Below are 22,822 nucleotides of genomic sequence, written 5' to 3'. Positions count from 1 at the left end.
ATTATAACGATGGATTTAAAAAAGACAGATGCACCAGTAAGTACAATTACTTACAACAGAAACGAAATTGATGCTGCAACAGGTAATATCTATGAAGCTATTTCAGTAATTTCAAGACGTGCAGAACAAATTAATACTGACATCAGACGTGAGTTAATAGACAAATTAGAAGAGTTTGCTACTTATAATGATAGTCTTGAAGAAATTTTTGAAAACAAAGAACAAATTGAAGTTTCTAAGTTTTACGAAAAATTACCAAAGCCACACGCTTTAGCGGTTAAAGAATGGTTAGATAATAAGATTTATCACAGAAATACTGAGGATCCTCAGCCATAAACAAAAGCCTTAGATGTCTATTCTAAAGGACAAAAATATTTTATTGGGCATTACTGCTGGTATTGCCGCATACAAATCTGCCAGTTTAGTCAGATTATTCATAAAAGCAGGCGCTAACGTTAAAGTCGTTATGACGCCTGCTTCTAAAGAGTTTGTAACTCCACTCACGCTTTCCACATTATCAAAAAATCCGGTATATTCTTCTTTCGTAAATGAAGAAGATGATAACGAAATATGGAATAACCATGTCGATTTAGGCCTTTGGGCAGATCTCTTTGTGATAGCTCCAGCCACAGCCAATACCATGGCTAAAATGGCAAATGGAGTTTGTGACAATATACTTTTAGCTGTTTATCTTTCTGCGAAATGTCCAATATATTTTGCTCCTGCAATGGATTTGGATATGTATATGCATAATTCTACTAAAACATCCTTTGAAAAGCTTACATCTTACGGAAATAAACTTATACCTGCAGGAACAGGTGAACTTGCTAGTGGATTAGTTGGAGAAGGTCGTATGGCAGAACCAGAAGAAATTGTTGCATTTATTGTAAATGATATTTTAGAGCAACTGCCATTACGAGGAAAACGTGTATTAATTACAGCAGGACCAACTTATGAAGCTATAGACCCTGTACGTTTTATAGGGAATCATTCGAGTGGTAAAATGGGTTTCGAAATAGCTAAGGCAGCTGCAAAATTAGGTGCAGAGGTTATTTTAGTTACAGGTCCAACACATCAAAAAGTTTCAAATAATTTTATCATAGTGAAACCTGTAGTGAGTGCTGAAGATATGTACAATGAAGTACATAAGCATTTTAATACATCAGATATTGCAATACTTTCTGCAGCAGTTGCAGATTATAGACCTAAGAATGTCGCTACTCAGAAAATAAAAAAGAAAGATACAACGTTAACTATTGAGTTAGAAAAAACTAAGGACATTTTAAAATCTCTTGGAGACATTAAAAGGGATCAGTTTCTTGTCGGTTTTGCATTAGAAACCAACAATGAATTAGAACATGCCAAAGGAAAACTGAAGTCTAAGAATTTAGATCTTATTGTGCTCAACTCATTGCAAGATAAAGGTGCTGGTTTTGGTGTGTCAACAAATAAAGTTACATTTATAACGTCTTCTAACGACATTATTGAAAATGAATTAAAATCGAAGGCAGATGTTGCTCAAGATTTAATGCACTTAATATTAAAACAAACTCATGCGTAACCTATTTTTTATATTCGCTTTTTTATTAACGTCTGTCACCTTTTCTCAAGAGTTAAACTGTACAGTAAGTGTTATTGCACAGCAAACCGGAAATGAAAATGATGTTATATATAAAACCTTAGGAAAACAACTCACCGAGTTTGTTAATACTACTAAATGGACAAGTAAGTCTTTTAATCCACAAGAGCGTATTAATTGCAGTATGGTTATTAATGTATCCCAACAAAGTAATAACTTGTTTTCAGCGTCGATTCAAGTGTCTTCTTCAAGACCTGTTTTTAATTCTACGTACAGTTCTCCTGTTTATAATTATAACGACAGGACTTTTAATTTTGAGTATTTAGAATTTCAAAATTTGGTGTTTAATGAAAATCAGTTTGAGTCTAACTTAATTTCGGTGTTATCATTTCATGTATATATGATTTTAGGAATGGACGCAGATACCTTTGAGCTTAATGGAGGTAATGCGTATTTTGAACAAGCACAAACTATTGCAAGTTATTCACAACACCTAAGCGGACAAGGTTGGAAATTAGAAGATGGATTACAATCGCGTTTTGCCTTAATTGATAATTTAATGTCACCTTCATTTAAAGACATGAGATTAGCCATGTATAACTATCATTTAGAAGGTTTAGATATTATGAATGAAGATCCTAAAAAAGGAAAGTCGCAAATAATTTCTGTGCTAGACGATTTGCAAAAGGTACACAGAGTAAGACCAAATTCTTTTTTAATGCGTGTATTTTTTGATGCTAAAGCAGACGAAATAATGGATATTCTTTCTGGTGGTCCAAGCGTTAATATTACTGACGCAATAGATATCTTAAATAGAGTGGCTCCAATGCATTCTCAAAAGTGGAGAAATATTAAATTTTAGATTTTCTTCAATAGGCTGTGTTTATAGTGTTATTGTTTCAAGCTGAAACGCATTAATAACTCAAATATTTTCCAAGATAATTTCAGATAAGTTAGCCGTAAAAACTTAATTTTGTAACACATAATTATAAGCGCTTGTTAACATCACTTCATATAAAAAATTACGCACTCATTGATGAGTTAAACGTGTCATTTAATAATGGTTTAACTATTATTACAGGCGAAACAGGAGCTGGTAAATCTATCTTATTAGGTGGTTTATCTTTAGTTTTAGGGAAACGTGCCGACTTAAGTCAGGTGAAAAACACTGCCGAAAAATGTATTATTGAAGCCGTTTTCGATATTGCGAATTACGATTTAAAGACGCTATTTCTAACTTTGGATTTAGATTATGATGTACAGACTATTATTAGAAGAGAGATTTTACCTTCCGGAAAATCTAGAGCCTTCATTAATGATACACCTGTAACCTTAGAGAGTTTGGTGGCTTTGAGTAGTTATCTAATAGATATTCATTCACAACAGCAAACCCAACAGTTAACACAAGACGATTATCAGTTTAAAGTTATAGATGCTTTGGCGGATAATAAATCGAATTTAGAAGATTTCTCTAAGCAATTAGGTGCTTATAAAATACTTCGTAAAGCTTTAGTTGAATTAAAATCATCTAAAGCCGAATTGATAAAAGAGTACGACTATAACCTGTTTCTCTCTAATGAATTAAATGAAATTAATTTAGATAAAATAAATCTTGAAGACTTAGAAACGCAGTACGAAGAACTTAATAATGTAGAAGTCATAGGAGAAAAGCTAAGTAGTGCGAAAGCCATTTTAAGTGAAGAAAATCTTGGTGTAATAGATCAGATAAATTCAGTAAAACAAGAGTTATCTAAAATTGCTAGTTTTGGTAAACCTTATGAAGTATTAAAAGAACGTATTATAAGCGTAGGAATTGAATTAGATGATATACTCATTGAAATTGATAGTCTTGAAGACAACCTTACTACAGATCCTCAAGAATTAGAACGCATCAATAGCAAACTTCAAATTATAAATAACTTATTCCAAAAGCATTCGGTTTCAGAAATAGAAGACTTAATAGGAATTAAAAAGGATTTACAATTAAAGATTGATAATACAGAAAGTTTAGATCAATCGATATTAGATAAAGAACAGGAGATTTTAAAAGCAAATGATAAACTAAATCAAATTGCTTTAAAGATAAATAAAAATAGAAAAAAAGTAATTCCTGTTTTTGTTTCAAAATTAGAAGCAATACTGTCAGACTTAGGGATGCCAAATGCCAAGTTTAAGGTTGAATTAGAACCCACAGAGCAGTTTACTAAAAACGGAAAAGATAGCTTGCAGTTTTTATTTATGGCCAATAAAGGCTCTAGTTTTAATGAGCTGAAAAAGTCAGCTTCAGGTGGAGAATTATCGCGTATAATGTTAGCTATTAAATCTATTTTAGCGGAATACATTCAGTTACCATCAATAATGTTCGATGAAATAGATACTGGAGTTTCAGGTGAGATTTCTAATAAAATGGGAGACATTATGAAGCAAATGAGTAATAGTATGCAAGTATTTTCTATTACACATCTACCGCAAATAGCAGCGAAAGGCAATTCGCATTTCAAAGTATTTAAAACCGATATTGAAGATATAACACATACGCAGCTCAAAAAACTTAATGAGGATGAGCGTATTGTAGAAATCGCACAAATGCTAGGTGGTTTAACCATTACAGATTCTGCTATGGCGCATGCGAAGCAATTATTGAATTAATAGTATATTTGAATTCATAAAAGCGTTGATTTAATGAATGATATAGAGGGTTTATTCTTTGAAGCAGATAAGTTACTTGTTGATAATAAAATAATTGAAGGGAGAGATTTACTACTAGAGATATTGATGGATTACCCTGATTACGGAAGGGCTCACAATCACCTTGGCTGGATTTATCATTATAAATTAGTGGATTTTGTAAAAGCTCAGAAACATTATAAGCTCGCTTTGAAATATGAAAAAAATTATTATTCCACATACACAAATTATGCCTATTTCTTAATAGATATAAAGAGCTATGACACTATGCTGAAATTTGGTGAAGATACTCTCAAAATTAATGGCGTTGATAAAGGCATAATTTATAATCAGATGGCAAAAGCATACGAACTTAAATTTAAGCTAAAAGAGGCATATCGTTATTATAAGACGGCTAAAATGCATTCCACTGCAGGAAATTATATTGAGGAAATTAATGCATCATTACAAAGAATTCAAGGGAAAATGAATTTTTTTCAAAAAATATCAATAATATTTAAATAATTTAAACATGTCATACAACTTACTAAAAGGAAAGAAAGGAATCATATTTGGAGCTTTAGATGAAAATTCTATTGCTTGGAAAACGGCAATCCGTGTTCACGAAGAAGGTGGTACGTTTGTATTAACCAACGCACCTGTTTCTATACGAATGGGCCAAATAGATGAATTAGCAAAGCAGACAGGTTCTCAAATTATTCCTGCAGATGCAACTTCTGAAGAAGATTTACAAAACCTAGTAGAGCAATCTATGGAAATCTTAGGAGGTAAAATTGATTTTGTTTTACATTCTATAGGGATGTCTATAAACGTTAGAAAAGGAAAACATTATACCGATCAAAATTATGCTTGGACGCAAAAAGGAACCGATGTTTCTGCGATGTCGTTTCATAAAGTGATGCAAACGCTTTACAAAGCAGATGCTATGAATGAATGGGGAAGTATTGTAGCCTTAACCTATATGGCAGCGCAGCGGGTTTTTCCAGATTATAATGATATGGCAGATAACAAAGCCTATTTAGAAAGTGTTGCACGGAGTTTTGGGTATTTCTTTGGTCGAGATAAAAAAGTACGTGTGAATACCATTTCACAATCGCCAACACCAACAACTGCTGGCACTGGAGTAAAGGGCTTTGATGGTTTTATTGCATATTCAGAAAAAATGTCTCCTTTAGGAAATGCGACAGCTATGGACTGCGCAAATTATACCATTACGTTGTTTAGTGATTTAACCAAACGTGTAACGCTTCAAAACCTTTATAACGATGGAGGCTTTAGTAACATGGGAGTCAGTGATGCAGTTATGGAAACTTTTGTAGAAAATCAATAAAGAACGCAATTAGCAAGAAACAAAAAGCCGTTATGTAAAACACATAACGGCTTTTTGTTTCTTTTGGATTTCATGAATTTTAAAAGCTTATATGAAATCAATTATCAATATGTAATATAGATGTTTCTTGTCGGTATTTTCTACATTTCAACGATTTGAAAGTTAAACCTTACTATCTTCTATAGATTTAACATATTTTTAAAGAATTACTAACTTAAATATATATTTATATGAAAAAAATTACATTAATGTTATTTGCATTGGTTGCCGTTTGCTGGCAGTCTAATGCGCAATTTGCCGAAAGTTTTGATACAGAAATTCCAGCTACATGGACAGTATTAAATGAAGATACTGGTTCAAATACTTGGGTACATGTAACAAGTTATCCACAAGCAGGAGCTGGACATGCAAGAATTCAATGGGAATCTGTAGCTCATCAAGATTATTTAATCACTCCACAGTTTACAGTAACAAGTGGCACCAGTGATCGCGTTAGTTTTTATGCAGGAACCGATGGTATTTACTTCACAGAAACTTTTGAAGTAAAGGTGTCTACGACAGGTACTGCAGCTGCAGACTTTACTGATTTAATTGCTAGTGAAACGGCTGAAACATCAGCAGCAGATGGCGACTACACGTACTATGAATACGATTTGTCGGCATATAATGGTTCTGATATTTATGTAGCTATAGTTGCTACTGATACAGATAGGTATTATCTTGCCGTAGATGAGTTTGTAAATGACGCACTTCCTAGTTGCTTGAAACCTATAAGTTTAAGTGCGTCAGTTGTAAACGCAACTGAAGCTGAATTATCTTGGACTGAGAGTGGGGCGTCAACAGTATGGGACATTGAAATTGTAGATGTAACAGCAAGTGAGACTGTAACTGGTGTAGCTACAGCAACAAGTGTAAGCAATCCTTATACAGCTATGGGACTTACTGAAGGCAATGATTATGAGTTTTATGTAAGAACTGATTGTGGTACAGACGGCATTAGTGCATGGGCTGGTCCTTTTGCTTGGTCTCAAAATGTTCCACCAGCAAATGACGAGTGTGGAGCTGCAATAGCTTTAACGGTTAATGAAGATTTAGACTGTGCAGCTGTAACAAGTGGTACTGTTTTAGCAGCTACTGACTCGGGAGTTGATACTTGCGGTGGAACAGAAGATGATGATGTTTGGTATAGTTTTGTTGCTACTGCAGATAAGCATAGAGTTTCCTTAATAAATATTGCAGGTAGTACAACAGATATGTATCATGCCGTTTATGACGCAACAGTTGGTTGTGGAGCATTAGAAGACGCTATAAGATGTAATGATGGAAATACAAGTAATCTTACTGATTTAGTTATAGGTAATACGTATTTAGTGCAAGTTTATACTTGGACAAGTAATCCTGGTCAAACTTCAACGTTTGATATTTGTGTAGGTACACCATGTTTAGCAGAAGCGGGTACATTAACTGCAGATGAAGCATCAGTAGTCCTTGCTGGTACAGCAACAATAAGCGCAACAGCTAATGGTGACATGTTTGTACCAACTGATTACGAAGTAACTTATGTTTTAACTTCAGGAGCTTCTTTATTGATTGAGCAGACATCTGCAACTCCTAGTTTTGTTGTAGATGCAATTGGTGACTATACGATTCATACATTAGTAGCAGAGACTTCTGATGACATGGATTCTAACTATGTAGATTTAAGTGTAATTGAATTAGGAGTGACTACTGGAGCTGATGTTTTAGCTTTATTTTCTTCAGGTGATATATGTGCAGATTTAGATGCTGTTGGAGCATCAATTTCAGTAAATGATGGTTCTGAAATGGATTTTAATAATGTACAATGGGTAACAGATGGTACTACTGGTAGTGATGTCTCTTTAACTGTTGGCGTTACTACTCCAATTACAGTATTTGCTAAAGGTTATGAAGCTGGTGTTACTGATGCTGAAGGGCAAGGTGCTGGTGTAGAATGTTGGATTGCCATTAATGATGAGAATACAGATCCTTCTACATGGGATAATGCTTTATGGCAGGTTGCTACATTTGAAGGTGATGCTGGTACTAGTGATGACCAGTATGAATATACGACTTCAACAACACCAGTAGGTACAAATTACGTCGCAGCGAGATGGCGTTTAAATAACGCAGGATTTACTTATGCTGGATATAATGGTACTTGGGACGGAACGACAAATATAAGTGTAGAACTTGTAGTTGAACCAATAGCTAATGATGATTGTGCAGGAGCACAAGTATTAACTGTTGAAAATGAAATCGCTGATTTAGCGTCTGCTACTCAGGTTGCAGGATCTATAGCGGCAGCTACAGACTCAGGTGTTTCAGCTTGTGCAGGTAATGCAAATGACGATGTTTGGTTTAGCTTTGTTGCAACTTCTACAGATATAAATATTGATGTAACTGATGATTTCGATGGTGTGGTTGAAGTATTTTCAGGAGCTTGTGGTAGTTTAGTAGCAATTGAATGTGATGACTATGACGGACCATCTTATAATCCAAGTATCAGTCGTACTGATTTTGTTGTCGGTGAAACTTACTTTTTAAGAGTTCATAATTATTATGCAGCTGTAAGTACTGCACCTGATTTTACAATTGCATTATGGTCTTCTGAAGAAGTTTTAGGAATCAATGATTTCGAAACAGAAGCAGCGTTCTCTTACTATCCAAACCCAGTTAAAAACACATTATCATTAAATGCTCAAAATACAATAGAGCAGGTGGCAATGTATAATATGCTAGGTCAAGAAGTATTAAGAGTAATACCTAATACAGTTGATAGTGATTTAGATATGTCTCACTTACAAACAGGGACTTACTTTGTTAAGGTAACTATTGCAAATGTGACTAAAACAATAAGAGTGATTAAGCAATAAGTCTTAGAAACTTTTTAAATACAGAAAAGCCGCTAATTTTAGCGGCTTTTTTTTGCTCTAAATTCAGCAGAACGAAATAGATTGGTCTTCTAAATTTAAACTTTATTTTAAGCGACAGTAACTGTTAAAAAATGCGTTTGGTTTATTTACCTTTGTAACTTATGAAGGCCATTAATTTTTCATTTATTATTCCTGTCTACAACAGACCCAACGAAATTAAAGAACTATTGAATAGTTTTTTAAACATTGAAGGTCAGCATGTTTATGAAATTGTAATTATTGAAGATGGCTCAACCGAAACATCAGAAATGGTGGTTAAGCAATTTAATAACCGATTGAATATTGCATATTATTCTAAACCCAATTCTGGTCCAGGAGATTCTAGGAATTATGGCATGCAAAAGGCAAAAGGTAACTACTTTATCATTTTAGATTCAGATGTATTGTTGCCTCCTCATTATTTAAATGAAGTTCAACAGTTTTTAGAAGCATCATACTACGATTGCTTTGGTGGTCCGGATGCAGCTCATAGTTCATTTTCTAATCTTCAAAAAGCAATTAATTTTGCCATGACGTCTTTTATTACCACAGGAGGTATACGAGGAGGAAAACAACAAGTCGAAAATTTTCAACCGCGAAGTTTTAATATGGGTTTGTCTAAAAAAGCATTTTTAGCTTCTGGTGGTTTCGGAAAAATTCATCCAGGTGAAGATCCCGATTTATCTTTACGATTACATGAATTTGGTTTTAAAACCACACTAATTGAGTCTGCTTTTGTCTATCACAAACGACGTGTATCTTGGTCTAAGTTTTATAAGCAAGTTTATAAATTTGGTATGGTCAGACCAATTCTTAACCAATGGCACCCAAATTCTAAAAGTATAGTCTATTGGTTTCCTACATTATTTAGTTTGGGCTTCATAGTTTCAATAGTATTAGCGACTTTTCAGATTAACTTAGTGTTATATGGTTACGCGTTTTATTTCACCTTAGCTTTTGTATTGGCGTTAATTTTAAATCGAAGTCTAAGTGTGGCATTGCAAGCTGTATTCGCTATAATTACTCAATTTTTTGGATATGGCTATGGTTTTTTAAAATCAACATTTAATTTAGTTATCTTAGGAAGAGATCCTAAAGAGGCATTTCCAGAACTATTTTTTTAAATTCAAAATGGATCAAAAGAAGCGTTTGAACATACTAGATCATTTAAAGAAGAAAAACGTTAAGCTGTTTATTTTATTCTTTATAATCGCATTTGTGTTTTTAATTTTTTCTAAATTATCTAATGACTATAAGCAAACGATAAAGTTAAAAGTTAATTTGGTTAACGTTGATGATGAAATCTTATTAAAAAACGATTCTGCAAATTATATTCAAGCTTATGTAGAAGCCAAAGGGTTTTCTTTGATGCCTTTTGTATTTAGCAATATTAAAGAATTAGAGGTTAACGCGAAGAGTGATGTTACAATGAAATCTAACAGTTTTATTTTCGATGTTGCTAAACATAAGTATCTTATAGAGGATCAGCTTGGTAATGCTTATGACCTAATTTCTATAATGCCGGACACGTTGTTGATCTCCTACTCTAAAAGGGCATCAAAACTAGTTCCGATTACTTTTAATAGTGCCATTAATTATGCTGTAGGATACGATTTAAAAGGCGAGTTCAATTTTAATATAGATAGTGTAAAAGTTGTAGGATCGTTAGAGGAAGTGGAAAAAATTAGTTCGGTAGCTTCAGAGTCATTGGTTTTAAATGATGTAAAAAGCGATATTGGAAATATTGTGAGGCTAGATATATCAGACTATGATAATGTTGATGTTTTTCCTAAAACTATAGAGGTCTCAGGAGAAGTTGCACGTTTTACAGAAGGCATTATAGAAGTGCCTATTATAATAACCAATCAGCCAGGAAACGTGGTTATTAATTACTTTCCAAAAACGGTGACACTTTCTTATTATGTAGATTTAGAAAATTACAATGCCATAAAAGCTTTAGACTTTAAAGTAGAATGTGATTATGCCGAATTAGAAGACAATCAAACATTTTTAAAACCAAAAGTGGTTAAGAAGCCCAATTTTGTAAAGCATGTTAATATTAAGCAAAAACAAATAGATTTTATTGAATTGTAATATGGTAGTAGGATTAACAGGCGGAATAGGAAGTGGTAAGTCCACTATTTTAAAGTGTTTTCAATCTTATGGAATTCCGGTATATATTGCAGACGATGAAGCCAAGGCGTTAATGAATCGTTCAAAAGTTATACGTCGTAAGCTGATACATTTGTTTGGCGAGAAAGCTTATGAAAACGATACGTTAAACAGACCATATTTAGCGTCTAAAATTTTTAATGATAAGACATTACTTGCTAAAATGAATGCTATTGTGCATCCAAAAGTAGCCACACATTTTAAACAGTGGCTTAACAAACAAGATGCAGCATACGTTATTAAAGAAGTTGCAATAATTTTTGAAAACAATCTTCAGAATCAATATGATTATATCATCACAGTCGTTGCAGATAAAGATTTACGCATTAAGCGTGTTATGCAACGCGATGGTGTTTCACGAGAAAAAGTGGAGGCAATTATGAAGAACCAATGGTCAGACGAAGACAAAATTAAAAAGTCAGATTTTGTTATTGTCAACGATAATCTCAAAGAAGCTCAGAAACAGGCACTTAAAATTCATAAAAAACTGCTTAAAAAGTTAAATTCCTAAATATTCACTTTGATTTGTTAACGTTAGGTTAAACCTAATTTATACTAAATGTTAAAATGTTAAATTTGACTGATGGGCAAAAAACTATTTGTGTTATTGGTGATCCTAATGAGTTTATCGCTTATAGGTATAATTTTTGTACAATTATTTTTTATAAATAATAGTTTAGAAAATGAGAAGAAGAATTTCACCTTTAGTGTAAAACGATCGTTAAGTTTAGTGTCTCAGGCTATTGAAGAGTACGAGTATCGCGATTACTTTATGAAACTTCAGCCTTATTTAAGTAATGATAATAAGGCGGATTCTGCAATAATTAAACAATTATTTGTAGCCACTGAAGACGAAGGAGATGATAAGACCATAATACATCGTAATACGGTTTTAGAAGAACGTTTTAAGGTGCCATCATTGTTCTTTGAAATTGATGCAGACAGTTTTAATATTAGTAAACTATCTAGTGAACGCATTACTGAAACGTATAATAACACAAGTATAGATGGTATTAGACGTGTAGATCCAGAAACACGATTGAGAGAATATTCTTCTTTAAGCGCGTTAGATAAGCAAGTTTATGAAGATACGTTTAAAACGTTGTTAAAAGACAAACCAGTTTATAAACGGGTTTCAGCGGCACAAGTTGAAACCTTACTAAAAAGAGAATTTAGAGCTGAAGGTATTGATCTTAATTTTGAATTTGCTATTTATGATGATGATTTAGCAACTAAGATACGAACCGAAAATTTTGAATTAGTAGACGAAAGTGCTTATGGTGTTTATGTCTTTTTAGATAATAATAAGGAGAGTAGCTATAAACTCTATGTAGATTTTACAGATAGAAAAAAGTATTTGTTAGAATCTATATTATGGATGATAGTGCTTTCAATAGTTTTTACGAGCATCATAATTATTGCTTACGCAAGTGCTATTTATCAGTTAATTAGACAACGACAAATATCACAGATTAAGACGGATTTTATTAATAATATGACGCACGAGTTTAAAACACCAATTGCAACAATTAATTTGGCATTAGACTCTATAAAAAATCCTAAAATAATCAATGATCAAGAAAAGGTATTGCGTTATTTAGGCATGATAAAAGAAGAAAATAAGCGTATGCATGCACAAGTAGAAAATGTATTGCGTATTTCAAAATTAGATAAAAACGAATTAAATATAAGTAAGGAGCGTTTAGACGTAAATGAATTGATAGAGGATGCTGTAACCCATGTAGAATTAATTGTAGAAGACAGACAAGGTTACGTGAAAACACATTTAGACGCAGAGCACACATCAATTTTAGCAAACGATACACATTTTACAAATGTGATTGTTAATATATTGGATAATGCTATTAAATACTCGGATGATATACCTAAAATAGATGTATATACCGAAAATGTAGGAAATAGCATTCTTATAAAAGTTACAGATCAAGGTAATGGAATGTCTAAGGCAGTTGCCAAAAGGGTGTTTGAGAAATTTTATAGAGAACATACCGGAAACGTACATAATGTAAAAGGACATGGGCTAGGTTTAGCTTATGTAAAGAAAATAGTAGAAGACCATCAAGGTCATATATCAGTAGAAAGTGAAAAAGGAAAAGGCAGTACTTTTATTATAAAGATGCCGTTAATATCATAAAAACGAATTATGGAAGAGCAAAACAAAAAAATTCTTTTGGTAGAAGACGATCCAAATTTTGGAACTGTTTTAAAAGATTATTTAATGATGAACGATTACGACGTTGTCCACGCTAAAAACGGGATGGAAGGTTTTGAAAAGTTCAAAAAGGATGATTACGATCTATGTATTTTAGACGTAATGATGCCTTATAAAGATGGTTTTACATTAGCCAAAGAAATAAGAGAAAAAAACGAAGATGTGCCAATTATTTTCTTAACGGCTAAGGCCATGAAAGAAGATGTACTTAAAGGTTATAAAGTTGGTGCAGACGATTACCTTAACAAACCGTTTGATAGCGAAGTATTGTTAATGAAAATAAAAGCTATAATGCAACGTAAAGCTAAAGATACAGTTGCAGATAGTAAGCAATTTGAGTTTAAAATTGGTCGTTTTGATTTAAATTCTAAACTACGTTTTCTGAAGTTTGATGGTGAAGAACCTTCTAAACTATCACCAAAAGAAAATGAACTATTGCGTTTATTAGCGTTGCATGAAAATGATCTAATGCCAAGAGAATTAGCGTTAACAAAAATCTGGAGAGACGATAATTATTTTACCTCTCGTAGTATGGACGTGTATATTGCTAAATTGCGTAAATACTTGAAACCAGATCCTAATGTTGAAATTTTAAACATACATGGAGAAGGCTTTAGATTAGTAATTAACAACAAATAAGTTATACTTTACAACTATAAAATCCAGTTCAATGAACTGGATTTTTTATTTACTATAAGCTACTATTTATGAATAAGTTGTTTAAGGGAATTACAGTCGTGTTTTTACTCTTTATCCTGTGGATTATGTATTCGGCTGATATTGGTAAGCAAAATATATTTTTCAATATCACAGATGGGCTCCCTTATGGCGATAAATTAGGACATTTTTTTCTCTTTGGTTTCTTAACTTTATTCTTAAATATAGCATTGCAGTTTAAACGGTTTAAGTATTGGCAAAAGTTACCGCTAGGAACGTTTTTGGTTTTAGTATTTGTGTTTTTAGAAGAATTGAGTCAAGGCTATTTTCCAAATAGAACTTTAGATATATTGGATCTTATTGCAGATGGATTAGGTATTTTGACCTTTACCTATATGGGAAATTTAGGTTTTAAAAATAGAGTAGTGGGTTTACGTAAAGCTTATAAAGACTAAGTTTTTAATCTATTTGTAAGTTGACATAGTTTATTATAGCATCAACATCAGTTTCATAATCAAACCACGTAATAGAATTGTCTTTTCTAAACCAAGTAAGTTGTCTTTTAGCAAAGCGTCTGGTATTTTTTTTGATTTCAGAAATAGCAAATTCCAGAGTAGATTCTCCTTCAAAATACGCAAATAACTCTTTGTAACCAACGGTGTTTAATGCATTAAGATTTTTATAGGGTAACATAGCTTTTGCTTCTTCTAGTAACCCGTTTTCAATCATTAAATCTACGCGTTGGTTAATTCTGTCATAGATGATAGCACGTTCTGCATTTAATCCAATCTTAATAGTCTTAAATGCTCTGTTCTTTTCAGAATTAGTTAGAAAAGAAGAATAGGGCAAACCTGTTCCGATGCAAATCTCTAAAGCTCTAATCACACGTTTAGGATTATCTATCGCAATGGTATTATAAGAAATGGGATCTAAGTTTTTAAGTTGTTCTTGTAATGGTATTAAGCCTTCTGTTTCAAATTGAAGATTAAGCGTTGTTCTAATATTAGAATCAACCTCAGGAAAATAATCTAAACCATTAGTGACTGCTTTAACGTATAATCCAGAACCTCCAGCCACAACGACAATAGGATTTTTTTGGTGTAATTCTTCAATTTTAGAGATAGCATCACGCTCAAAATCACCAACATTAAAAGATTCCTTAACCGATTTATGCTGAATAAAATGATGTGGTGCGGCACTAAGTTCTTCTTGAGAAGGCACAGCTGTACCAATAGCCATTTCCTTAAAGAATTGACGAGAGTCAGCAGACACTATTTCAGAACTATAATGTTGCGCCAACTTTATACTTAATGCGGTTTTACCAATGGCAGTAGGACCAACAATAGTAATTACGTAGTTTTGGGAAAGTTTAGACATTTATGATATCTGCAAATTAATGATGAAGTTGGTTTCCGCAATTATAACAGAAATCAGCATTATCTCTATGATCAGAAGCATGACAATTAGAACAATGTTGCGAATTGAGATGAATAGTGATATTATCCGAAGGTTCATTTGAATGCTTATAAGCATATGCTTCTAAAGCTTCATTTTCTGTTGCATCATTTCCTAAATCGGTCTTTCTACCAGCTCTAACATATTCCGCGGAAACAATTCCTGTAGGCACAGCAATAATACCGTAACCTAAAATCATAATAAAAGTTGTAATAAATTGGCCTAGAGGAGTTTGTGGTGCAATATCACCAAACCCAACAGTGGTAAGTGTTACAACACACCAATAAACGCTCTTAGGTATATTGTCAAAACCATTCGCTTCTCCTTCAACTAAATACATAATAGTACCAAAAATGACAGAAGTAATCATTACAGCAAATAAGAAAACCATAATTTTTACACGACTTGCTACTAATGATGCTTTTAGGTGATTTGAAGCCCCTAAATATCTCGCCAGTTTTAAAATTCTAAAAACCCTAAGTAATCGTAATGCTCTTAAGGTGACTAAAGCTTGGGAACCAACAAATATGAAAGATAAATACATTGGTATGGTGGATAAGAAGTCGATGATTCCAAATGAACTAAATATATATTTAAAAGGTTTTTTAACTGAAATTATTCTTAAGATATATTCAATAGAAAATAATATAGTTACAACCCACTCGCCAATATATAAGAGCTCGTGGTATTGTCTATCAATACTAACGACACTTTCGAGCATCACTAAAAGGATACTAACTAATATGAATATTAACAATAATATGTCAAAAAGTTTTCCGGAAGGAGTGTCAGCCTCATAGATAACTTCATGTATTTTGTTTTTCCAATTATGCTTTTGATTCGATATCATGTTCTAAATGTACGAAAAGTTAAATTATTGCTTTTCTAAAGTAATTATAGTATTATTTTGAAGTTCGACAACTTTATCCATAAACGACTTTAAATACGGATAATAATCTGGTGGATAAATAGCTTGATTAAATTTAACTAGAAAATAAAGTAAAATTTCATTATTCTTTGACTCTATATTAAATAAAAGACTTCCCGATTTGTTAGGTAAAGCATAATTAACTGATTCAGGTATATCAATAACTTGTAAATTATCATTGAGTTTTATTATCATGCTGTAATTATAAATGTCTTTGTAACCAAAATCAATTGGATATGTTCGTTCTTGAAGTTGAAAGGGATTTTTATCAAAGAATTTAATGATAAAAGGATTGAAATAAATTTTATTACCAATAAATTCTGGTTGAATACTAATATCCATCGTTTCATTAAAAGTGGAGGTATCTGTGTCTAAGACTTCATGATCTTCAATGGTGATGTTAGTATAATCATTTATTTTTTTCTCTAAATAATCATTAGGATTTTCATTAAACTGACGTTTAGATTTATGAGAATGATAGCCTTGAAATATACTTTTTATAGTACCGCCAAATTGATCATCTTCAAATGAAGATAGTTCTACACGATGTATGCGTCCAGAAAAATTATTGACATTAATATCTTCCCAATAACTACCTTCTTCAAAATTTATGAGTCTTCCGTACTGATTTAAAGCTTTAAAGGGTAACTCGCCAAACGAAAGATATGGGTCAGTAGCATCCAAATAATAGCTTTTGTCATCTATTAAAGCTTTTAAAATCACATAATTAAAATCTGAAAGTACAGGGTAAACTTTAGTCGCCAAACCATTATTTCTAGTAGACATTAAAATAGGAAACACTTTGATACCCTCATTAGATAAAAGGTTTTCTAGTAATAAATTTATTTCAAATGCACTACCAACTTTATCTTTAGTAAGGGTTTTTATAGACACATCATAACGTTCAGATTTTCCATTCCATTTATAATTATTAAGAACATACTTGTAAATCGCTTTTGCTTTTTTGAGTTGATCTGAAATTGATGAAATGGAGTCTGGTAAAATATCTTTTACAAGACTCTTTTTACTGATTTGTCTTCCAAAATCAGAATCTGTTTTCAGTTCATGATCAGCATCTTCCCATGTTTTAGTGATTTTATCTGTTCTTCCGTCAAACGTTTTAAAGACACTCATTTCATATTCTACTCTAGACGTGTAGTTTAAGGATGTAGTAGTATAATCTTCAGGTTTGTATGCCGGTATGTTTTTCATAATGTATTTAGAAATACTACAATCTGCACTTGCACCATTCCCGAGGACTAAACATTGTTTTTTTAAACTGATATCATGAGTGTCTAAAGGAATGCCTCCTACTAATTTTATGTGATATTCGTAATTTGCTGGTATACTAGTATTGTACTCACTGTACAAAACGGGATCTTCACCTTGGAAATACCAAGGGTGGTATTTAGACATAAATCGGGATTGTGTTTCGTAACTTACTGTTATTACACTTCCTACTTTAACATTAGGCAATACAAATCTAACAAGTGTATACTTTTCGTTTTCCTCTTCAAAAATAGCTGCTTTTGTTAAGTGTGTTTTTCTAATTTCACCATTTTCTAGGTTATAGGTTGTGCCTTTAATATTTTCAATTTTTTCTTGAGATGTTTTTCCTTTGTATAATTTAACCTCAAATTGACCTCTATCGATACCATCAGTTCTTAAAATTTTAATCTTTTGCTCATTTTGTACCCGGAGCCAAAAGGTTTTGTCATCTACAAAACTGTTTCCATAATCATATATTACTAACGCATTAGCTGTAGAATCTTTAGAATAGGAGGTGAGTTCTAAATCACTTTTAAGAACTTCCATAGCCACATTATAATCTTGTGAAAAACCTAAAAAAGTCACTAATAGTGCTACAATTAAAAACCTATAAATCATGTTATTATTTTAAATCAACAATTTTGAGCCTTTTATTTCGCCTCATATAACTTTGAATAATATGTTGCGTATCTCTATTGTTGTCCATTGGTGTAATGAGCGATTTTAAAATGGCTCTATTATTTATTTGATGGTTTAAATCAAAAAATCCCATGCCTTTAAAAATCCCATTTTCTATTAAAAACACGCTTTTTTCCTCTATTGTACGACCTTTGTCAATGATAAGCATATCTTTATTAGAGTAGCTGAATTTTTCAATAAGTGAATTCACCCTTTCATTATAAGCCGCTATAGGCTCTTCATTAATGCATGCACCATTACATTCTTTTACGTCATATTTAAAACACGTTGTTTTTGTGGTGTATAAATCGGTAAGCTTTTGACACAACCTATAGTCTTCAGCAGCTTTAAACATAAAATTTTTCCCACTCGCTCTTGTATTAAAGGTAGTAATAGGTGTTTCTTCTCTGCTAGATTTATCAATATAAAGATTTATATAACCGTTTTTATCTGTAAAACTGTATAATGCATGGGTGAAAATGGTTCTTCGTAATGCTCTATTGAAAATGGGTTTGTTTGCTTTTATTTCTGCACTTTCTTTTAATAATGCAGCAAGCTCACTTCCTGTTTTCTCATACGTTACAGTACTCACTAATCTTTGAATTTTCTTGGATTTAGAATTAGTACCTGTAAAATGCTGAAGTATTCGTTTTCTAATGTTCTTACTTTTGCCAATGTAAATGATTTCTCCGTTTGCATTATGAATATAGTAGACTCCAACATCCGAAGGTAGTTCGTCTATAATATCTAATAGATTTGGAGCCATTTTAGATTTTTGTTCAACCTTAATGGCGTCCTTAACAATAACTTTATCTAGGTCTTTATTGAGTAGTAATTTAAACAACTTTACGGTAGCCATTGCATCGCCATTAGCTCTATGGCGTTCACTCATTGGGATACCTAGAGAGCGTGTTAATTTACCTAAACTATAGGATGGCATATCTGGAATGAGTTGTTGAGACAGCTCAACCGTGCAAAGTGTTTTTCTTTTAAATGGAAATCCTAAACGTTTAAATTCGGTTTTTAGGATTCTATAGTCAAACGAAGAATTGTGAGCGACTATGATGCAATCTTCAGTGATTTCAACAATGCGTTTGGCAACCTCATAAAATTTAGGTGCATTTTTAAGCATGTTAGAATTTATGCCTGTAAGATTCACTACAAAAGGTTGAATATCACGTTCTGGATTCACCAAAGAAATAAATTGATCCGTTACCTTATGCCCATCAAATTGGTAAATTGCTATTTCTGTAATGCCCTCTTCATTGAATTTCCCACCAGTGGTTTCTATGTCTAGTATTGCGTAAATGTTGTTTGTTGTTTTACGTCATTGCGAACAGTGTGAAGCAATCTGTTTTAGTGATAATAAAGCTTCGATATACCGTATGGCAATGCTATGTTAATTATAATTCCTTGAACCAAAGATACTACTTCCTACCCGAACCATAGTACTTCCGCAGTCAATTGCTAGCTTATAGTCGCCACTCATGCCCATACTTATAGTTTTAAATCCTGGGTTTATGACTTTAAGTTCTGTGAATGTGTGTTTTAGGAATTTGAATTCGTTTTCAACTTGTATCATGTCATCTGTAAAAGTGGCCATACCCATAACACCAATAACTTTGATGTTCTTTAAATCTGAAAATTCATCGGATTGTAAAAGGGTAGAAGCATCCGAAGCAGACATACCAAATTTACTATCTTCTTCAGCAATTTTAATTTGAAGTAAACAGTCTATAACTCTATCATGCTTTTTAGCTTGTTTGTTAATTTCATTTAATAATTTGAAGCTTTCAACACCATGAATTAAACTCACAAATTCAGCCATATATTTTACCTTGTTCCGCTGTACATGACCAATCATATGCCATTCAATATCCTTTGGCATTTCGTCATATTTATCTGCCATTTCTTGAATTTTATTTTCTCCAAAAATGCGTTGACCAGCATTATAAGCTTCCATTAAATCCGATACAGGTTTGGTTTTTGAAACCGCAACTAAAGTGACATCTTTTGGTAAGGTTGATTTTATATTATTTAAGTTTTCTTGAATGTTCATTTGTAATGTTTGTTGTTAAGTTACTTGTTATTTAGTTGTTTGACTCAACAACTAATCGACAAACGAAGCAACTTTTTTTAATACTCAAATATAGTAATACCACTTCTTAATTTAGGTAAAATATAAGTGCTCTTTGGAGGCATTGTTAAACCTTCGTCTGCAATTTGCTTCATTTGTTGCACATTAGAAGGACACATACCAAAACCAACACTAAACTCTCCACTATCTACACCACTCTTAATGGTAATCATTTCGTGTTGCCCATTAACATACGAAATTCTATTATCATGTCTTAAATCATCAATTCCTAGGATAGATTGAAGAATCGTTTTATAAAGTAAATACGCATCTAATTGGTCTAATGCTGTGTTAAATTCAAAAGCTGTTTTTCGTAAAAGAAGTGAATAAAATTCACCATCCAAATACATACTAAAATGATGTGGTTTAGAGGGCTTATAAGGCATTGAGCCTCTGTTTTCAATGCGATAAGAAGCATCTAGTTGTATTAAAAATTCTTCTTTCGTGAGTCCATTTAAATCTGTAACAAGTCTATTGAATTCGTGAATCACTAAATCCGATTCCGGAATTAAATACGACATAAAAAAGTTATAAGACTCACTGCCGTTATGGTTAGGGTTCTTTGCTTTTTCATCTTTGTATAAAAGGTAAGATGAAGCCGATCTATGATGACCATCAGCAATATAAACGGTTTTCATTTTTTCGAATTCTTTTTGAATGGTTGCAATAGTATCATCAGTATCTATTTTCCATAAATAATGCGTGTCTCTATAAGTCATCGTGAATTCAAACTCAGCATGTCCCTTTTGAGTGTCTTTAATAATCTCAGCAATTACAGTATTATCAGGATAAGTTAATAAAACAGGTTCGGCATTAAATCCAACGGTTTGTAAGTAGCTTTTAAAGGTTTCTTCACGTTTGGCAATCGTATCTTCATGCTTTTTTATGAGGTCATTTTCGTAATCTTCTGCACTTGTAGCTGCAATAATACCATTGAATTCTTGGCCATGACGATTCACAATTTTATACGCATAAAACGATGGTTTTTCATCTTGAACAAACACACCATCCTCCTTAAATTCTGAATATCTGTTCTTAACCAATCTATAGCGCTCTTTTCCAGTCACTTCTTGATCGTATTTATAACCAGGATTCACAATATGAAGAAAACTATAAGGATTATAAGCCATTCGAGATTCACGTTCATCAATTGTATAGCTTTGATAAGGACGCGCAGCAACGAGGCCAACGATTGCTCTGGTTGGTCTTACGGCTTTGAATGGGATTATTTTGGGCATTTAAAAGTATTCAGTGGTCAGTGTTCAGTAATCAGTGTTCAGTAATCAGTGTTCAGTAATCAGTATTCAGTAAATTTAGATTTTTTGAGATCCAAATTTTTCTGGATTTCGAATCATGTAATTTATAAGTTTTCCTACTTCAATACTTTGTTCTGTGAGTTCATTAAATTGTTCTGTACTAATATAATTTGATGCTAAAGAAAATTCTAACCATGTTTGCGTTTCTGAATTTTCAGCATCACAATCTGTTAATTTACTTATGAAATGTTTTGGATAAAGGCGTTTTCTATATGCTTCTGCCATATTTGCACAAACACTTCGTGAAGAACGTCTAATTTGATCAGTTAATGAATAGGTCTCTTCCTTAGGAAAAGATTTCGATACATTCAATATTTTCATAGCCAAATCAAATCCTTTCTTATAAGCAAGTAAATCTTGAAATTTCATAATGTTTTATTGTTCAATAAGCATATCTTCAATTTACTGACCACTGACCACTGACGACTGACCACTGTTTACTTAAAGAATTGCTTAGAGACCTTCTCAGCCTTCCGACTTTCAGCATAATCATAAAACCCTTCTCCAGATTTCACACCTAATTTTCCTGCCATTACCATATTAACTAATAGAGGACAAGGTGCGTATTTTGGATTCTTAAAGCCATCGTACATCACATTAAGAATAGATAAACAAACATCTAAACCAATAAAATCAGCAAGTTGTAACGGTCCCATTGGATGTGCCATTCCTAATTTCATTACGGTATCAATCTCTTCAACACCTGCAACTCCATTGTAAAGGGTTTCAATAGATTCGTTGATCATTGGCATTAAAATACGGTTGGCAACAAAACCTGGATAATCGTTAACTTCTGTTGGTACTTTACCTAAAGTTTTTGAGAGCTCCATAATAGTTGTTGTGACGTCATCACTAGTGCTATAACCTCTAATGATTTCTACCAATTTCATAATTGGTACAGGGTTCATAAAGTGCATGCCTATAACTTTTTCTGGTCGTGATGTTACGGCTGCAATTTGAGTAATTGAAATAGAGGAGGTATTAGTTGCTAAAATGGTGTTTTCATCACAAACCTCGTCGAGTTGTTTAAATATTGTTAATTTTAAATCGATGTTTTCTGTGGCTGCTTCAACGACTAAATCAGCATTTTTTACACCGTCTTCAGTACTTGTGAATGTTGTAATGTTTCCTAAAGTAGTCGATTTATCATCCTCGCTTATTTTTTCTTTAGCGACCATTCTATCTAAATTTCGAGAAATGGTATCCATCCCTCGTTTTAGGGAAGCTTCACTAATATCAATAAGTTGAACGTTAAATCCAGATTGTGCAAAGGTATGCGCAATACCATTTCCCATGGTTCCTGCACCTATAACTGCTATGTTTTTCATAATTTTAAAAAGCCCATCCTAACCTTCCCAAAGGGAAGGAATTCTTACTCGGGCGAAATGAGAATTTTGTTTTCTATCCTTAATCCTTTCTACTTCGACTGCGCTTAGCACAGGCTACG

General features: G+C 32.7%; 21 protein-coding genes. 13 read left to right on the top strand and 8 right to left on the bottom strand.

From position 1 onward, the window contains the following. Positions 1 to 9: 9 nt before the first annotated feature. The 13 genes from HM992_RS14795 to HM992_RS14735 all read left to right on the top strand — a co-directional run bounded on the left by HM992_RS14795 (position 10) and on the right by HM992_RS14735 (position 14,047). The gene (locus HM992_RS14795) at positions 10 to 336 is read left to right on the top strand and encodes a DNA-directed RNA polymerase subunit omega (RefSeq protein WP_178985729.1); all 327 of its coding nucleotides are present in this window, start codon (positions 10 to 12) and stop codon (positions 334 to 336) included. A gap of 13 nt (positions 337 to 349) precedes the next feature. Continuing rightward, positions 350 to 1,561, top strand: a complete 1,212-nt coding sequence (gene coaBC / locus HM992_RS14790; protein WP_178985728.1) for a bifunctional phosphopantothenoylcysteine decarboxylase/phosphopantothenate--cysteine ligase CoaBC — start codon at positions 350 to 352, stop codon at positions 1,559 to 1,561. Beyond that, positions 1,554 to 2,441: a type IX secretion system protein PorD gene (gene porD, locus HM992_RS14785; RefSeq protein ID WP_179320230.1), complete on the top strand. Its 888-nt coding sequence runs from the start codon at positions 1,554 to 1,556 to the stop codon at positions 2,439 to 2,441. The genes coaBC and porD overlap by 8 nt, the downstream gene beginning before the upstream one ends. Positions 2,442 to 2,575: 134 nt before the next feature. Then, positions 2,576 to 4,228, top strand: coding sequence for a DNA repair protein RecN (gene recN / locus HM992_RS14780; RefSeq protein WP_179320229.1), 1,653 nt, complete (start codon positions 2,576 to 2,578; stop codon positions 4,226 to 4,228). A 33-nt stretch (positions 4,229 to 4,261) separates the two neighbouring features. Then, a complete protein-coding gene (locus tag HM992_RS14775) occupies positions 4,262 to 4,771 on the top strand; it encodes a tetratricopeptide repeat protein (RefSeq protein WP_179320228.1) in 510 nt (169 codons plus the stop codon). 7 nt (positions 4,772 to 4,778) lie between these two features. After that, a complete protein-coding gene (locus HM992_RS14770) occupies positions 4,779 to 5,597 on the top strand; it encodes an enoyl-ACP reductase FabI (RefSeq protein WP_178985725.1) in 819 nt (272 codons plus the stop codon). Between the two features lie 230 nt (positions 5,598 to 5,827). Continuing rightward, a complete protein-coding gene (locus tag HM992_RS14765; protein ID WP_179320227.1) occupies positions 5,828 to 8,491 on the top strand; it encodes a T9SS-dependent choice-of-anchor J family protein in 2,664 nt (887 codons plus the stop codon). Positions 8,492 to 8,652: 161 nt separating this feature from the next. Next, the gene (locus HM992_RS14760; protein ID WP_179320226.1) at positions 8,653 to 9,654 is read left to right on the top strand and encodes a glycosyltransferase; all 1,002 of its coding nucleotides are present in this window, start codon (positions 8,653 to 8,655) and stop codon (positions 9,652 to 9,654) included. Positions 9,655 to 9,661: 7 nt separating this feature from the next. After that, on the top strand, positions 9,662 to 10,624 hold the full coding sequence (locus HM992_RS14755) for a YbbR-like domain-containing protein (RefSeq protein ID WP_229720508.1): 963 nt from the start codon (positions 9,662 to 9,664) through the stop codon (positions 10,622 to 10,624). A 1-nt stretch (position 10,625) separates the two neighbouring features. Continuing rightward, the gene (coaE, locus tag HM992_RS14750; RefSeq protein WP_179320224.1) at positions 10,626 to 11,213 is read left to right on the top strand and encodes a dephospho-CoA kinase; all 588 of its coding nucleotides are present in this window, start codon (positions 10,626 to 10,628) and stop codon (positions 11,211 to 11,213) included. Positions 11,214 to 11,285: 72 nt separating this feature from the next. Next, positions 11,286 to 12,857: a sensor histidine kinase gene (locus HM992_RS14745; RefSeq protein ID WP_229720507.1), complete on the top strand. Its 1,572-nt coding sequence runs from the start codon at positions 11,286 to 11,288 to the stop codon at positions 12,855 to 12,857. Between the two features lie 9 nt (positions 12,858 to 12,866). After that, positions 12,867 to 13,574: a response regulator transcription factor gene (locus tag HM992_RS14740; RefSeq protein ID WP_092469772.1), complete on the top strand. Its 708-nt coding sequence runs from the start codon at positions 12,867 to 12,869 to the stop codon at positions 13,572 to 13,574. 68 nt (positions 13,575 to 13,642) lie between these two features. Continuing rightward, complete coding sequence (locus HM992_RS14735) at positions 13,643 to 14,047, top strand: VanZ family protein (RefSeq protein ID WP_179320223.1); 405 nt, start codon at positions 13,643 to 13,645, stop codon at positions 14,045 to 14,047. Positions 14,048 to 14,051: 4 nt separating this feature from the next. On the opposite strand, the gene miaA is transcribed toward HM992_RS14735, so the two are convergent. The 8 genes from miaA to HM992_RS14695 all read right to left on the bottom strand — a co-directional run bounded on the left by miaA (position 14,052) and on the right by HM992_RS14695 (position 22,703). Beyond that, the gene (gene miaA, locus HM992_RS14730) at positions 14,052 to 14,969 is read right to left on the bottom strand and encodes a tRNA (adenosine(37)-N6)-dimethylallyltransferase MiaA (protein ID WP_179320222.1); all 918 of its coding nucleotides are present in this window, start codon (positions 14,967 to 14,969) and stop codon (positions 14,052 to 14,054) included. Between the two features lie 16 nt (positions 14,970 to 14,985). Then, positions 14,986 to 15,897, bottom strand: a complete 912-nt coding sequence (locus HM992_RS14725) for an ion transporter (RefSeq protein WP_178985718.1) — start codon at positions 15,895 to 15,897, stop codon at positions 14,986 to 14,988. Positions 15,898 to 15,921: 24 nt separating this feature from the next. Then, complete coding sequence (locus HM992_RS14720; protein WP_179320221.1) at positions 15,922 to 17,862, bottom strand: DUF3857 domain-containing protein; 1,941 nt, start codon at positions 17,860 to 17,862, stop codon at positions 15,922 to 15,924. A 4-nt stretch (positions 17,863 to 17,866) separates the two neighbouring features. Continuing rightward, complete coding sequence (locus tag HM992_RS14715; protein ID WP_179321103.1) at positions 17,867 to 19,231, bottom strand: exonuclease domain-containing protein; 1,365 nt, start codon at positions 19,229 to 19,231, stop codon at positions 17,867 to 17,869. 90 nt (positions 19,232 to 19,321) lie between these two features. Next, entirely contained in the window at positions 19,322 to 19,981 is a 660-nt protein-coding gene (locus HM992_RS14710; protein WP_179320220.1) for a YggS family pyridoxal phosphate-dependent enzyme, read from the bottom strand. 77 nt (positions 19,982 to 20,058) lie between these two features. Then, entirely contained in the window at positions 20,059 to 21,297 is a 1,239-nt protein-coding gene (locus tag HM992_RS14705) for a DUF1015 domain-containing protein (protein ID WP_179320219.1), read from the bottom strand. Between the two features lie 75 nt (positions 21,298 to 21,372). Next, positions 21,373 to 21,744, bottom strand: a complete 372-nt coding sequence (locus tag HM992_RS14700) for a four helix bundle protein (protein ID WP_178985714.1) — start codon at positions 21,742 to 21,744, stop codon at positions 21,373 to 21,375. 68 nt (positions 21,745 to 21,812) lie between these two features. Then, a complete protein-coding gene (locus HM992_RS14695; RefSeq protein WP_179320218.1) occupies positions 21,813 to 22,703 on the bottom strand; it encodes a 3-hydroxyacyl-CoA dehydrogenase family protein in 891 nt (296 codons plus the stop codon). Between the last annotated feature and the right edge of the window lie 119 nt (positions 22,704 to 22,822).

It is taken from the genome of Winogradskyella helgolandensis, assembly GCF_013404085.1.
GTDB classification, from domain to species: domain Bacteria; phylum Bacteroidota; class Bacteroidia; order Flavobacteriales; family Flavobacteriaceae; genus Winogradskyella; species Winogradskyella helgolandensis.
This window is presented reverse-complemented; position numbering and strand designations above follow the sequence as displayed.